Origin of the sequence: uncultured Fibrobacter sp. (genome assembly GCF_947305105.1) — a bacterium.
Lineage (GTDB): Bacteria > Fibrobacterota > Fibrobacteria > Fibrobacterales > Fibrobacteraceae > Fibrobacter.
The window spans coordinates 214,080-228,707 of the sequence record NZ_CAMZCS010000001.1 but is presented as its reverse complement, the minus strand read 5'-3'; the positions used below and the strand labels follow the sequence as shown (position 1 = coordinate 228,707).

The window sequence follows — 14,628 nt, the reverse complement described above, 5'->3', positions numbered from 1 at the left end:
ATTACTTTTCGATTTCGTACTGGGCAACGAGATTGCCTTCTTCGTCCAAAGCGCGGACAACGTTTTCATCGCGCTGGAGAGTGAGGTTTGCCTTCTGGCCTTCTGCAGTGGTGAGTTCCACAGACATAGAACCGTCGGCGTTCTTCACAGCAGCAACGGAGTTGCCCTGGGCATCCTTCTCATAGTAGGAATCGCCGGAAGCGAGCGGATTGGAGCCCGTCCAGAATTCGACCGTGTTGAGAACGAGACCATCGACCAGCCACAGGCAGATCCCGTACACCGGGAAGATCCAGAAGCCGAGGAAGTAGACGATGGAGTTCAGCCACTTGTTGCCAAGCGATCCATTCCACTTGTGAAGCTTGTTGAAGCAAGCGTTAGAACCATAGCAACCAGTGAGCATGATAACACCGGCGCAGAGAAGAGTGCAGATACTTTTTTTCATTTTTTGCTCCTTGAAGATATGTTGTTTGAATGTTCCAAAATATAACTAAAAAATTTTTTTATGGGGTTTTTAAGCATACTTTTTTGAATAAAAAGCTTATTTTTTCATTTTGTTTGACATACATCACACTCGGCAGTGACATCTTTATTCTACGTAAGTCCTTTATTTTCAACCACTTACAAACGTTCGGACCTGTTGTGGCGAGTTTGGGAGATTCAGGAAGCATCTTCACCGGGAAAAAACGGCACCCAGGCAACGATTTACAGTCAAAAGCAGGCCCAGGAAGCCCCGAATGGGCCCGTAAACCCGCCGATTCAAACACCCACGACTCTATAGAATGCTCCACTGTGTCGCCAAAATCGATAGGAGTCATCGGAAATTCCCATGTACCGCCATATGGCGACCCCGGCAACCGCCTACGCACAAGGACTCGGTCACCATATTCTACAATTCCAACAGCAACGAGCATTCCACCTCCACGGAAACCTAAACTTTTTTTTTAGTTCATTCTCCGGTTTTTTATACTAATTTACAATTTAGGAATCCCGCAGGCAAACGCGCACGCACAAAAGGTAAAACCCTATGACAAAATTTTTTGGGAGATTTATTGCTTTCATGGCATTCGCCATACCGACGGCTTTTGCATCTGTACAGCCACTCACGGTTTGGATCATGCCGAACGGAGCCTCCCCGAAAGAAAAACTCGAACAGACCCTCTCCCAGTTCACACAGCAAACAGGAATCCCCACCCAAATCCAAGTTCTCGACTGGGGCGATGCATGGAACAAGATTTCCACGGCGCTCGAATCTGGAGAAAAGGCCCCCGACATTTTGCAACTCGGCACCACATGGGTCCCCTATTTCGCTTCGCGTGGCGAAATCAAGCCACTCAACAAGCTATTGCCCCAGATCCAGCCCGAACGGTTCGTACCGATTAGCTGGAGCACGACGCATATCGATTCCGACACGACAATCTATTCCATCCCGTGGTTCATCGATATCCGCCCCGTCCTCGGGAACAAGCGCATCCTCAAGAAAAACGGCATCACCAAGGAATCCATCGCGACATACCAAGGGTTCCTGAAAGCCGTGCGCAAGATAAACGATTCCAAAGAAACGCTCGACGACGGAGTCAGGGTGAAAGCCTACGCTCTCCCGGGCAAAAGCGACTGGAATATCACCCATAACTTCGCCCCCTGGGTTTGGAGCAACGGCGGCGACTTCCTCAAGAAAGATTCCAGCGGCAAATGGCAGGCAAACATCCTAGACGAGCAGACATTGCTCGGTATTGGCCGCTACCTGAAATTCATCCTCGACACACTCGTCTCGCCCGAAATGTTGCAGATGAACTCGGCCCAGATTGCCCAGCTGTTCAACAACGGCGAACTGGCATTCATTATCAGCACCGCCGAAATCATCACGCAGACGCGCTTCCTCGGCGACCAGGGCGGCCTTTCGAACGCGCGCATCGGGGCCGACGGCGTAGAAGCCTTCCCCATCCCGCTAGGCACAGAAGGCAGCGTCAGTTTTGTCGGCGGGAGCAACCTCGCCATCCCAGCAAAGAACAACCGCCCCGAAGCCGAAGACCTGCTCCTGTACCTGACACAGGACGAAAACCTGGATGCCTACACACGGCAAATCGGATTCCTCCCCACATCGGTGAAAGTTCTGGAAACCTGGTCCGAAGATTCCGCCTACACAGAAATGGTCAAGGCTCTCGAAACAGGGCGCACCTACACGACCATCCCGGAATGGGGCGATATCGAGCAAATTCTCGTGGTCATGTTCAGTGCGGTATGGGACCAGCTTGAAATTCCCGCCCTCTACTCCGACGAAAAACTCTACAACATTTTCATGGAGTACACCGAACAAATAAACAAGAGGCTCGGCTACAAGGGGACCTCGGTCATGACGCTCGCCGAATTCCAGACCCTCTGGAAGAAAATCCTCGACTCGACCGAAGAGCCCGAACAACCGAAAGAGGCGACGAACACAGATCACATCCGGAACAACCTGCGCATAGCGCCATGGCTGTTCGCCATCCTGTTCATATTCGGATTTGCATCCGCCTATAAACGCAAAAGGAAGAAATAAGAACTATGGCTGCCAACGAATTCAAGACAATCCGGATTTCCAAGAGCATCATCTTCAAGAGCATCGTCCTCTTGATTGTCTCCATGTCGCTGATTGTCGTTGCGGGCACGGCGTTCTTCACGCAGCGCCAGCTCAGCCTGATATTCGAATGGAGCCACAACAACAATTCTAGCCTGCTGCAACAGGCATCGATGTCTGCCCACAGCGAGATGCAGCGATTCGGCAGCACCCTCGAGTTACTCGCCAAGACATCCGCCATCCAGAGCATGATTCACGACACGGCGGCCAGCTATCTCAAGAGTTACAACATTTCTTCCTTGTTCATTTCCGGCGAAACCGTATCGCTTTTCGACCGCGAAAAGAAGATGATTTGCGACAACTCGATGCTGACCTCGGCCCAAGTCACCTACCCCATCGACTTCAGCAGGATAACTCCGCACCGCCCCCTCATATCGCCGTGGTACCGCGACGAGAACAACACGCCCACAAGAGCGTTCGGCACGGCTGTCACAGACCTTACCTCCGGTGACGGAAGCCTAGTCGGCAACTTTTCGTCCAAGCGCCTTTGGAAAATTTTCTCGGAGCACCATATCGGGCAAAACGGGTTCCTAGTCGCCATCAACGCCAACGGGGAAATCATCTACCACCCCAACCTGAAAAAATGGCTCAACGGGATTCACAAAATTTCTGAAATTGGCATCAACGACATCGACCCCAAGACCTACGAAATCGAGACGGCAACGTTCATCACGTTGAACGACGGGAACACCTACCTTGCCAACTACGTGTACGACCCGAACTACGACCTCGGCCTGTTCGCCTTCCAGCCACAAGCCGAAATCAACAACCTCGTCACGGCGGTCATCACGTCAAGCATCATCATTCTCGTAGCATCCATCATCGCACTGCTGTTCACGGCTATCTGGCTGTTCTTCATCCTCGGCCGGCCAATGAACAAGCTCATTTCGCACATCAAGCAAATCAACAACGGCGACTTGGATATCGACGAAATCAACGTCGGGCGGCGCGACGACGAAATCGGGCAGCTTTCAAAAGCATTCAACACCATGCACGCCACCATCAAACGGCAAATCTGCGAACTGAACGCCCACCGCAACATGCTGGAACAAGAAGTCAAGGAACGCACCCGCGAACTTGAAATCGCGAACGCCAAGCTGGACATCATTTCGAGAACGGACGAACTGACGGGGCTCCCGAACCGCCGCGACATGAACAGGACCATCAATAACGAAATTGGCCGCAGCGAGCGTTCCAAGAAACCGTTCTGTTTCATATTCATCGACATAGACCACTTCAAGCATATCAACGATACTTACGGCCACAGCTGTGGCGACAAGGTGCTCCAGGAAGTGGCGCATACTATCCGCGGGCTCCTGCGCCGTTACGACGTGCTGGCTCGCTATGGCGGGGAAGAGTTCCTGACCCTCCTCCCCGAAACCGACCTAGACGGTGCCGCCGTGGTGGCGGAGCGCTTCCGCAAGCAGGTTGAAAACATGGAATTCATGTACGCCGACTACAAAATCAAGGTGACGATTACGCTTGGCGTAACCCGCTTCGACCCGAAACTCGGAGCGAGCCGGAGCATCCAGACCGCCGACAAGGCCCTTTACGAAGGTAAAGATTCTGGCAGGAACAGAGTCATCATCTGGGACCCCAGCCGTACAACCGAAGAAGATTACAGGGCTGCCGCCATAGAACTCGCCGAAGAGCAAAAAGCGAACAAACGGACAAAAAAGGGGTTCAACCCATAACAAAAAGACACCGCTTCGTTAAGCGGTGTCTTTTATCGGGATGACTGAATTCGAATCAGCGACCTCTTGAACCCCATTCAAGCGCTCTACCAGGCTGAGCTACATCCCGTGGGTCGGCGTCAAATTTAGGTTAAATTTCGCAATTTTTCAAGGTGAAGCCCCGAAAAAAACGAAATTTTACTTCCAATAACCCACAATCAGCACCTCGGGAGTCGCCCTCGGGAACTTTTTGCTCTTGAACGCCACAATTTTGCGAATACTCTGCTGTTTGAGTTCCCAACCCTCACGCAAGAAACCCTTCGTCGTAAGCGTAATCTTTACGCCGGGGACCTTTCCGCCTTCCTTAATCTGGTCAATCTTGTCCACATTCAGCATGACATTTTTCGATTTCATCGAGAACTCACGGAGACTTGCCGAATCCAGAACCAAGTCCGGCCTGTCCTTCTTGTCGGTCTGCCACACGTAGAACGTCCACTCGCGCTTTTCGCCCTTGGCATAGTAACCTGCATCAAAGAGCTTTTCGCTAAAGAAGAACGGAGCCACGACAAAACCGTCCATCTTGGCGGTATAGGGTTTGCCATCCGTACCGACCATAACGACGACCGGGTTGACCTGGCCTTCCATTTCGGAAAAGTCAATATCGAATTCGATAGTGACCGGGGAATTCTTGGCAATTTTGGTGGGATACTTGAAATTCGTCATCCCGATACCTTGTCCGAAGGCATTCTCGAGATTGATGTCCTTGCCCGACACATTCGCACCCTTGAGAACAATGTGCTTGACATCGCCCTGGTTCACATAACCGATGGGGTAAGTTTCGGGGACAAAACGAATTGCATCATCCGCAAAAGACGCCGATGCGCAAGCAAGAGCAGCAAAAACAAACGGTTTAAAAAAATTGAAATTCATGCGCTAAATATACAAAAAAAATTATTACAAGTTCAAATTCAAGGGCAAGCGGGTTTACTTCAAGCGATTCTTAAGTGCATCCACTTCGGCCTGGTCCATACCAAGTGCAACTAGGTATTTCTCTGTTGCAGCCGCCAAGTCGACATTATCGAAATCCGAGATATCGACACCCACCGTATGGTACGAGTTCCGCAGATTCATGGCGATAATATCCTTAAGCAAATCCACCTGGTCCTGAGTCAAGGCAACCTGCACGTTATCAACCACGCTACAATAGTTAATGAAGGTCTTTGCATAATCGGCCTTGATTTCGGCGGCCGTCGCCCCCATCAGCGCTTCGAGCACCGCAATCGAGAAGCCTGTCCGGTCCATGCCATAAGTGCAATGCAACAGGTAGGGGCCCTCATGTTCAATCATAAAGCGGTACCCCCTGACAAGCGCATCCTTGAACACCTTGTTCACAAATGCCGGAGGAACGCCAAGGAAAATCGCATTCTGCGTCGCATAATAGGAATCGGCAAAGTCCCTGTATGTCATGGCCGTTTCCATGACTTCGGCAAAATCCACGAAAGTCGCGACCCCCGCAACCTTAGCCAAGGAATCCGCATATAGATTGCGGCCCAGCGACGCATCGATCGGGCTTGACGAACGATACAACACCCCCTCGCCCATTCCCGTCGTATTCACCATCCTGAAATTCGCAAATTCCTCAATGGAAAGAGTCGGATACGATTCCAAATAATACGACATCGTCAGATGTTGACGCATCTCCAAATATTTGACATAACCACCCTTTTCCTTCATTTTCACAGTAACATTTATCGGGAATTTGACATCGCGACCAATACCAATGGCTTCTGCCGGGTCTCCATTAAGGACCTCCAGCGTAACAAAACCTGTAGCATCACCGACACTTAAAAGATATTCTCCTACAGAAACATCGCCTCTGTACCCAACCACCGGTACATCGAGCGTGTCGTAGCCGTCCACCATCAACGTAACGAGGTCGCCGCGTTCAAATATGGTCAAGAACGAATCCGCTTTGAAATTGAGATTCATGCAACCGTAATAGAACAAATCCAAAGTGTCTTCTATGACCGTCGTCGAAATCTCGGTAATTTCTTTTGCGGCAACTTTTTCCGTAGATTCCGACGAATCAATTGTAGAACTGGACAGATTTTCAAGAACAGAACTACTAGAAGAAAGCTCTATCGAAGAACTTGATTCTTCAACGATGACAGAACTGCTTTCACCACCCATAGGAGCGGAACTGCTACTATCATCGTCGCCACAAGCGACAATGCCCATACAGGCAAAGGCGACCGTCCACAGGAAAATTTTTACGACGCAGTGCATAATGCTTGAATATACTTTTTTATGTGCGTTTACGGATTCAACAATAGTTTCTTGTTTTCCAAGAGGCCGTCGTTATCGAAGCGGACAGTCGGATTTTGGCCTTTTTTGAAGGAATCTTCGCTTTCGTAGAGCGAAAGGGCCACGGAAACACCCGGCTGGGTCGCGATATTCGCCTTCCCCGCAGCGGTTTTATACGTAAAGGAGAAATCCTGCGAACTGCCGTCCTTGAAGGTAGCCTTCGGAATGCGGACGGTCTCGCCAATTGGGGCGAGAGCCTTGCCAGTACTATCCACGAATTCCGCCACCATGTAGACATCGAAGAAGCAGGGTGCCACGCCGGTGTTCTCGACGGTAATGTTCAGCGTGCTTGTAGTATCCTTGGCACTTGCGACAGTAACCAGTTCCGCTTTTGCAACGGTGAAATTGTATCCGATGACCTTGCTCATGGAATCGGCAAGGGCCTTATTGTCCTTGTAAAAATTGTAACCGCAATCGCTGTCCTGGTCCAGCACGTAGTAAGTCAAGTGGGCCGTAGTAATCGCGTCTACCCAACGTTGCGGAGTCCACTTCAAATAGCCTCCAGGAATCACGTCGGTGTAATTCAACATCGTGGTATAGCCGGCGATATTCTCGGCGATAGTCGGCAAGTTGGCCTCGTAGGCACGCACCAGTGAATCCGGCCTGCCGGGAATACCGATGAATCCGTCGTCACGTTTGGTAATGCCGAGTTTAAGCGCATGCGTATACACATCGCCCATGCCGCTGGATGGCAACACCAGCTGAGTCTTCTTGAAAACGGAGGCGTAGTAATCCAGCAAATCCATCTCTATCGAATCAGATGGCATTTCGCTGCCGTCTAGGTGTGAGGCATGCCACTCGCCCCATTCACCAAAGGTGCGGATATCGATGTATTCAATACGCGGGTCACCATCATATTTTTCGGCCAGCGCCTTCGCAAACTCCTTTGCATAGTACAGGTAGACCGAGTCATCCCAGACAGGAACAGTGGCATGGAAACCGTTCCACTGTACGGTAGCAGTGACCTTCTTTGCTCCCGATTCGTAAACAAAAGACGGCGTCCAGTCATACTCTTCTTCAGGAGTATCATCACCCTTGACAAATGACGGGGAATACGGCAGCACACGCAAGGCGTAGCCCATGTTGTGCTCGGCCAAACCATTCAGCAGTTTTTCCAGTTCTGTCCAGTCGTAAACGCCTTTTGCCGGGTTCAACTTGTTCCACTTCTGGTAACCGGAGCCGTACGTGATAAGGTCCCACGCCTTGTTGTTCAAGGAACCGTAAGGCCCATATTCGAATTCTGGGACGAAAGTCCACAGGCCTTCGGTCGGGACCGTGAAACCCTTGTGCGGGTTAGAAAGCGGGCCGTCAAAACGCTTGAGGGCATAGGTAATTTTAGTTGTGTCGGCAGCATGAACCGCAGAAGTGTCTTTTTCGCCATTGCGGGAGCTCGAAGAGCAAGCCTGCAACGAGCTCGACGAAGTGGCCTCGGTTTTTGAAGAACTGCTGGACATTTTTTTTGTCGACGAGCTCGACTGCGCAACATCCGAAGAACTCGATTCTTCGACCGCACTGCTTTCGCCGCCCTCGGGGCCGGAACTACTCGCATCATCGCCACAAGCGACAAACAGCACCGCTGCGGTCATCAGAAGAATCTTCCCAAGAGATCTGCTAAAGAGTTCCATCATAATTTAAATCTATCAGAAAAAGTCAAATTTTCCAATAATTTTTATTGGAAAAGGTAACAAATGCTATACAGCAAGACCGTTTTTTGGTTTAAAAATCGGCTAGAAAGCGACAAAAAAGCCATTTTGCTGATGGGCGCCCGCCAGTAGAGATGAAAACTATGAAAAAGGACCAATGAAGCAAATATCAGATTACAACTTCGCCTAATTCACACAAGCACTCTTTGCTCTTTCAATTGTTCCTCAACGCATTTCAAATATTTATCATCATTCATATACCGAAATGAGTAATGAGTCACTGATTTAACTTTATCTTCAATTTCTTTTGAAAAAAAACCGTCATCAACAAGATTCATCAACAACCTATATGTCGTTCCCTTCCCAAACACAATTATCCAATCCAAGCTATCTAAGCCAATCGTGTTCAATTCATTAATGAATGGTTCTACTTTTTCTTTCAATATTCCTTCTTTTTTCCATTTATAAATTTTTTCTTCTGCGTCCTTTGAAGAAGATCCAATTTTTTCCTTAAAAAGATCAGTAATATAGCACCCTTCCAATTTAAGTTTTTCAAATTTTTTCACAAGCATAAAAATACGCTGATCATACCTTCCACCACGGAAATTTTCCCAAAGACGTGGTTTCATCCCATTATTTTTTCCAGATGGATTTAAGGCAAGCATTATAACCTTGTCCGTCAATTGATTAAACAATTCACCACTTTTTTCTCTCTCATCAAAGAAAGAAACATCTTTATTCTTTGCATCCCCTTCCTCAGAATTATCCTTTGGGGGCCAAAGAGCCCAGCTTCCATAGCCATATTTCTTGTTTATTTCCTTGAGTCTATTGTACTTTTGAACATCAATCATAGAGTTATTCCTTTTTCACAATTAAATATATTTTTTTCAAAAAAGGGCGTTGCGGGGTGTCCCCGCAGTAGGGGTAGCGGCAGACACGGCGATAGCCTGACCGCTAAGCGAACAATCGAGGCCGAAGGCCGAGCCCTTGTTCGCGTGCGGTGCAGACTGAGCCGTGGCTACAGCGAGGGGGACTCCTCCCCCTCTTTTTTTACTAAATTTACATACATGAAAAAATACCACTTGGCCACATACGGCTGCCAGATGAACGAGTATGACTCGGCGATGATCGCCCAGGAACTCGACATGAGCGGTTGCGTCGAGACGAGCAACCAGGAAGATGCCGACTTCATCATCGTGAACACCTGCAGCGTGCGTGAAAAGGCCGAGGAAACCGCCATCGCGAACATCAGCAAGCTCAAGTACCTGAACAAGAAGAACCCCAACGTGAAAGTAGTCGTGTGCGGCTGCATGGCCAAGAATCGCGGGTCGGAACTTTTGAAGCGCCTCCCGAACGTGAGCTACATCGTGGGTCCGGACCAGTACAAGAAAATCCCGGAACTGCTGCTCGGCGACGCCCAGAGCCCGCTGCACCAGACGCACCACAAGATGTTCATCGACGAAGACCTGAGCGAGAACTACCTGGGCGAATACGCGAAGCTCCAGAACGACTTCAGCACGTTCGTCGCCATCCAGCGCGGGTGCAACAAGCGTTGCAGTTACTGTATTGTGCCGTATCTTCGCGGGCCGGAAAAATACCGCGACATGGAAGACGTGCTCGCCGAAGTCCGCAAGGCCGCCGACAAGGGCATTACCGAGGTGACGCTCCTCGGCCAGACGGTGAACGCCTACAAGACGGAAGGCGGCAACTTTGCCGACCTCCTCACGAAGGTTTCCGAAATCGGCGGCATCCGCCGCATCCGCTTTACGAGCCCGCACCCGAGGCATTACACGAACGAACTCATCGACGTATTGCTGAACAACCCGAAAGTCTGCCACTACGCGCACATTCCTATCCAGAGCGGTTCCGACGCGATGCTCAAGAAGATGCGCCGCCAGCACAACATGGAGCAGTACCTCTCGATTATCGAGCAGTTGCGCAGCAAGGACCCATTCTACGGGATTTCGACGGACGTGATTTGCGGTTTTGTGGGCGAAACGGAAGAAGACTTTGAAGCGACTCTCAAAGCATTTGAGACCTGCCAGTTCGACTCTGCGTTCATGTTCATCTACAGCCCGCGCAAGGGCACGGAATCGTACAAGGAAGCGGAAACGCTCACCGAACAGGAAAAGAACGAACGCCACACGCGCCTCGTGGAACTGCAGAACGCCATCACGCTCAAGCGTAACCAGATGATGCTCGGCCGCACCGAGGAACTGCTAGTTGAAAAGAACTCCGTGCGCGACGAGACGGAACTGCGCGGCCGCACCGACAACTTCAAGAAAGTGGTGTTCAAGCCCGAAGTTGGCCAAATCGTGAAGCCTGGCGACTACGTGAAAGTGAAATTGGATGATATTAGAGGATGGACGATTAGAGGGAAATTGATAATTGATAATGGATAATGGATGATTGTGGTGTGAGGTAATGAAAATGAAGTTTTGGAATGTTCGCGGAATTGCCGCTATTTTGTTCTTGATTTGCGGCACAAGCGCTTTTGCGCAGTCGATGGCGGATGCGCAGAAGGCTTATGTCGCAGGGAACTGGAAACAGGCGGCCACATCCTTTGAACAAGCTTGTCCCAAGCAGCCCGCCGACAGCCGCACGGAATGTTATCTGTGGAACGTCCTCGCGCTTTCGCAGACTGGCAACGCGAACGACTTCGCCAAAGCCGGGAAGCGCCTTGACAGCCTCATCGAAAAAACGAATCCGCAAAAAAAAGTCTACGCCGATCTCATGATGACCCGCGCCCAGTTCCAATTGTACCTTGGCAAATTCGAAAATGCGGCCAATGCGCTCGTACACGCCATCGAAACTTCAAAACCGGAACAGGCCCCCGTACTCCAGAAAGTCTGCACTGCAGTCCAAGCAAAAATCAAGCAAGAAGCATTGAACGAAGCTTGTTCTAACCTTGGCAAAGAACAACCCACAAAGGCAGCCACAGCCCAACCCACAGCACAGGAACAAACTCCGAAACAAGCCGCAAACGCAGCAAATACGGCAGCTCCGGCCGCACCGGCAATTATCGACCTCCCCGATTTTGACTCGGACGAAACCGCAAAAAAATCCGCACCGGCAGCCGCAGTTCAACCCCAACAGGGAGAATCTTGGACGCTCCAACTGGGTGCATTCAGCATGAAAAGCAACGCCGAAGCCCTTGTGGAGAACTTAAAAAAGCGCAAAATTCCGTGCAACATCGTGGAACAGCCCCAAGAATCTAGGACTTTATATGTAGTTCAATCCGGTGATTTTGTTTCAAAAGAAAAGGCCATTGATTACGGAGCAAGAGAGCTATCCCCTCTAAATGTGGATTTCCGAGCAACCTTAAAGAAATAATTACCTAAAAATTGCCGATTTTGTACCAAAACAGGCAATTATTTCCTTTTTTTAACCTTTCAAAGTAACGAAAATGTACTATATTTGAGACACACCCTAGCCGGGGTGGTGAAATTGGTAGACGCGCCGGACTCAAAATCCGGTACTCGCGAGAGTGTGAGGGTTCGATTCCCTCCCCCGGCATTAAGGCTCGGAAATTGAGGTTAAGATGGCTAAATGGCGTAACGTTTTGACAATGGTGCTTGTAGCTGGCTCTATGGCCCTAGCTCAGTACGACTATGACTATGACGAATCAACTACTTCCGATACCGAGCAGTCTTATTCTTACGGCGAATCCAACGAAGACGATGACTTCGACAAGATGGATGCAGCCGATGCTGAAAAGAAGGCCAAAGAAGAAGCCGACCAGCCCATTCCGACCGCAGAAGAAAAGAAAGTAGGCACAGCCAAGGCGAGTGGGGACGAATGGGAAGGTTTCCGTTACGAAGAAATGGGCCTGACTCAGTGGGAATTCCAGCAAGCGAAAGAAGAAGGTGTCACACGCGAAAAGTTGACACATCTTGTTGAACTGGGAATCCGTCCTTCTGAATATTTGCAAAAGCCGTGGATGCGTCTCGGCGTGACCGAAGAACAATGGTTAAGCCAGCGTTCCGAAGGTCTCGAAGATGCAGACATCGACCGTTCTTACAGGAACCGTTCTGGCGACCAGGGCTATGCGTACATGTCGCTGCTCATTCCGTCACTCTACCAGTGGAAAGTCGGGCATACATCCAAAGCCATCTGGATTGACGCCCTCTGGGTTGCTGGTGTGGGTGCGACAGCATACATGCTCGTGGACAAGCAAGACAACTGGTTCTATTTCTTGATTCCCGTTGTCGGAGCCCATATCTGGTCCTTCGCGGACGCTTTCTTCAGCACGCAGTGGGCCAACAACCCCGATGCAAACCGTTTCAGTTTCGGCATTCTCCCGACTCCGGACAAGGGCGTCGCCAGCATGCTGCAAGTGAAGTTCTAAAGCCATGCAGCTTGAGCTGTTAAAAAGCAAAATTCACAGAGCCACAGTCACCGATGCGAACCTGAATTATCAGGGCTCTATCACTATTGCCCGTGACTTGATGGACGCAGCGAACATACTCCCCTACGAAAAGGTCGGCATTCTCGACGTGAACAATGGGGAGCGTTTTGAAACATACGTCATCGAAGGCCCCGCCAAATCCGGCATGATTTGCCTGAACGGCGCAGCGGCCCGTCTGGTTCAGCCAGGCGACCTGGTGATTATCGTTGCCTACGCGTCCATGACCCCGGAAGAAGCGAAAACGTGGAAACCCACCGTTGTCCACGTAAACGAAAAGAACGAAATCGTTTAAGCCAATTCGGTCATTCTCAGATTCATAAAAAAATTGACGTTTTTTGTTAAAACGTCATTTCTTGACATTCCTTTTGATATATATTCATAGTAGCAAAAAATGGAGATTATCCTATGCAAACCAGTATCATTTTTACAGTCGCATTTTTCGCGGTAGCCTTTCTCGTTATCGTTTTTGTCATGTCCTACATCAAGGCCGCTCCGGACGAGGCCATCATCGTTTCCGGTTTGCGCAAATTGCCTAAAGTGATTATCGGGCGCGCCGGCCTTAGAATCCCTTTCTTTGAACGTGCAGACCACCTTTCGCTACAACTCATTCAGATTGACGTCAAGACGGGTAGCCCGGTCCCCACGAAGGACTACATCAACGTTTCTGTCGATGCCGTCGTGACAGCCAAGATTTCGGATAACCCGGAAAGGCTTAAGTCATCGGCACAGAACTTCTTGAACAAGAAGCCCGAAGACATCCGCGCGATGATTGTCGATATTCTCGAAGGTAACATGCGTGAAATCGTCGGGCGCATGCAGCTCGTGGACCTCGTTGGCGACCGCAAGCAAGTTTCTGAACTCGTTCTCGAAAACGCCATTCCGGACTTGGAAAAGCTCGGTATCGTGGTGCAGACATTCAACATCCAGAACTTCGAAGATGCGAACGGCGTCATCGAGAACCTGGGTGTCGACAAGACATCCGCCATCCGTAAGGCTGCCGCAATCTCCAAGGCAAATGCCGAAAGGGATATCAGCGTGGCTCAGTCCCAGGCCAAGAAGGATGCAAACGACGCAGCCGTGGCCGCCGAACTTGAAATTGCCCAGAAGCAGAACGACCTCGCCGTGAAAAAGGCGAACCTGCAAAAGATTTCGGATACCGAAAAAGCTATTGCCGACGCAGCCTACGAAATCCAGAAGCAAACACAGCAAAAGGCAATCAACGTGGCCCAGGCCGAAGCCGAAGTTGCCAAGCAGGAAAAAGAAATCGAAATTCGCGAACGCATGGTCGCCGTAACCGAGAAGGAACTCCAGGCTCAAATCGAGAAGAAGGCCGAAGCCGAACGCCAGGCACAAATCCAGCGCTCCGAGGCGGAACTCTTCCAGCAACAGAAAGACGCCGAAGCCGACCGTTACAAGGAAGAACAGCGCGCCAAGGCCATCAAGCAAATTGCTGACGCCGAAAAGGAAAAAGCATTTGCCGAAGCCGAAGCCACCAAGGCAAAAGCCATGGCCGAAGCCGAAGCCACTAGAGCGAAGGGCTTGGCAGAAGCAGAAGCCATCAAGGCACAAGGCCTCGCCGAAGCCGAAGCACTTAACAAGAAAGCCGAGGCAATGAAACTCTATGGTGATGCAGCTCGCCAAGAAATGCAGCTGAAAACCATTGAAAAGTACTTTGAACAAATGCCACAAATTGCCGCCGCTGTTGCAAAACCGATGGAAAAAATCGGCAACATCACCATGTACGGCGAAGGCAATACGGCCAAACTCACCGGAGATATCACCAAGACGCTCACGCAAGTCACGAACGGGCTCACGGATTCCCTCGGAATCGACCTAAGAACGGTTCTCGGATCCATGTTCGGCGCAAAACTCGCGGGTGTTTCCAAGCCCGATACTCCGCAGGATTCCGCCCAGAAATAGACGAAC

Annotated in this window: 13 protein-coding genes and 2 tRNA genes; 8 read left to right on the top strand and 7 right to left on the bottom strand. The window is 50.3% G+C overall.

Annotation, left to right across the window (positions count from 1 at the left end):
- Position 1: 1 nt before the first annotated feature.
- Both Q0Y46_RS00990 and Q0Y46_RS00985 read right to left on the bottom strand, forming a co-directional pair.
- The gene (locus tag Q0Y46_RS00990) at positions 2-442 is read right to left on the bottom strand and encodes a DUF3332 family protein (protein ID WP_295682931.1); all 441 of its coding nucleotides are present in this window, start codon (positions 440-442) and stop codon (positions 2-4) included.
- 58 nt (positions 443-500) lie between these two features.
- On the bottom strand, positions 501-911 hold the full coding sequence (locus Q0Y46_RS00985) for a hypothetical protein (RefSeq protein WP_297943824.1): 411 nt from the start codon (positions 909-911) through the stop codon (positions 501-503).
- Between the two features lie 146 nt (positions 912-1,057).
- On the opposite strand from Q0Y46_RS00985, the gene Q0Y46_RS00980 reads away from it, so the two are divergent.
- Together Q0Y46_RS00980 and Q0Y46_RS00975 are read left to right on the top strand one after the other, a co-directional pair.
- The gene (locus Q0Y46_RS00980; protein ID WP_295682926.1) at positions 1,058-2,536 is read left to right on the top strand and encodes an extracellular solute-binding protein; all 1,479 of its coding nucleotides are present in this window, start codon (positions 1,058-1,060) and stop codon (positions 2,534-2,536) included.
- Between the two features lie 5 nt (positions 2,537-2,541).
- Positions 2,542-4,308, top strand: coding sequence for a diguanylate cyclase (locus Q0Y46_RS00975; protein ID WP_295682923.1), 1,767 nt, complete (start codon positions 2,542-2,544; stop codon positions 4,306-4,308).
- Between the two features lie 35 nt (positions 4,309-4,343).
- Here Q0Y46_RS00975 and Q0Y46_RS00970 read toward each other — a convergent pair.
- From Q0Y46_RS00970 to Q0Y46_RS00950, 5 genes are all read right to left on the bottom strand, one after another.
- Positions 4,344-4,417 (bottom strand) — tRNA-Pro (locus Q0Y46_RS00970).
- 68 nt (positions 4,418-4,485) lie between these two features.
- A complete protein-coding gene (locus tag Q0Y46_RS00965; protein WP_297943820.1) occupies positions 4,486-5,217 on the bottom strand; it encodes a hypothetical protein in 732 nt (243 codons plus the stop codon).
- 54 nt (positions 5,218-5,271) lie between these two features.
- Positions 5,272-6,573, bottom strand: coding sequence for a tyrosine-protein phosphatase (locus tag Q0Y46_RS00960; protein ID WP_297943817.1), 1,302 nt, complete (start codon positions 6,571-6,573; stop codon positions 5,272-5,274).
- 29 nt (positions 6,574-6,602) lie between these two features.
- Positions 6,603-8,279: a hypothetical protein gene (locus tag Q0Y46_RS00955; protein WP_297943814.1), complete on the bottom strand. Its 1,677-nt coding sequence runs from the start codon at positions 8,277-8,279 to the stop codon at positions 6,603-6,605.
- Between the two features lie 206 nt (positions 8,280-8,485).
- Positions 8,486-9,145 carry a hypothetical protein gene (locus Q0Y46_RS00950; protein WP_297943811.1) on the bottom strand — a complete coding sequence of 220 codons (660 nt, stop codon included), beginning with the start codon at positions 9,143-9,145 and terminating at the stop codon, positions 8,486-8,488.
- Between the two features lie 216 nt (positions 9,146-9,361).
- Here Q0Y46_RS00950 and miaB point away from each other — a divergent pair, with 216 nt between their 5' ends.
- The 6 genes from miaB (at position 9,362) to Q0Y46_RS00920 (ending at position 14,622) form a co-directional block, all read left to right on the top strand.
- Entirely contained in the window at positions 9,362-10,696 is a 1,335-nt protein-coding gene (gene miaB / locus Q0Y46_RS00945) for a tRNA (N6-isopentenyl adenosine(37)-C2)-methylthiotransferase MiaB (RefSeq protein WP_297943808.1), read from the top strand.
- 22 nt (positions 10,697-10,718) lie between these two features.
- Positions 10,719-11,627: an SPOR domain-containing protein gene (locus Q0Y46_RS00940; RefSeq protein WP_297943805.1), complete on the top strand. Its 909-nt coding sequence runs from the start codon at positions 10,719-10,721 to the stop codon at positions 11,625-11,627.
- A 99-nt stretch (positions 11,628-11,726) separates the two neighbouring features.
- A tRNA-Leu gene (locus tag Q0Y46_RS00935) sits at positions 11,727-11,810 on the top strand.
- A gap of 25 nt (positions 11,811-11,835) precedes the next feature.
- The gene (locus Q0Y46_RS00930; protein WP_295682900.1) at positions 11,836-12,642 is read left to right on the top strand and encodes a hypothetical protein; all 807 of its coding nucleotides are present in this window, start codon (positions 11,836-11,838) and stop codon (positions 12,640-12,642) included.
- Between the two features lie 4 nt (positions 12,643-12,646).
- On the top strand, positions 12,647-12,994 hold the full coding sequence (gene panD / locus Q0Y46_RS00925; protein ID WP_295682897.1) for an aspartate 1-decarboxylase: 348 nt from the start codon (positions 12,647-12,649) through the stop codon (positions 12,992-12,994).
- Between the two features lie 179 nt (positions 12,995-13,173).
- Positions 13,174-14,622: a flotillin family protein gene (locus Q0Y46_RS00920; protein ID WP_295682895.1), complete on the top strand. Its 1,449-nt coding sequence runs from the start codon at positions 13,174-13,176 to the stop codon at positions 14,620-14,622.
- Positions 14,623-14,628: the final 6 nt, after the last annotated feature.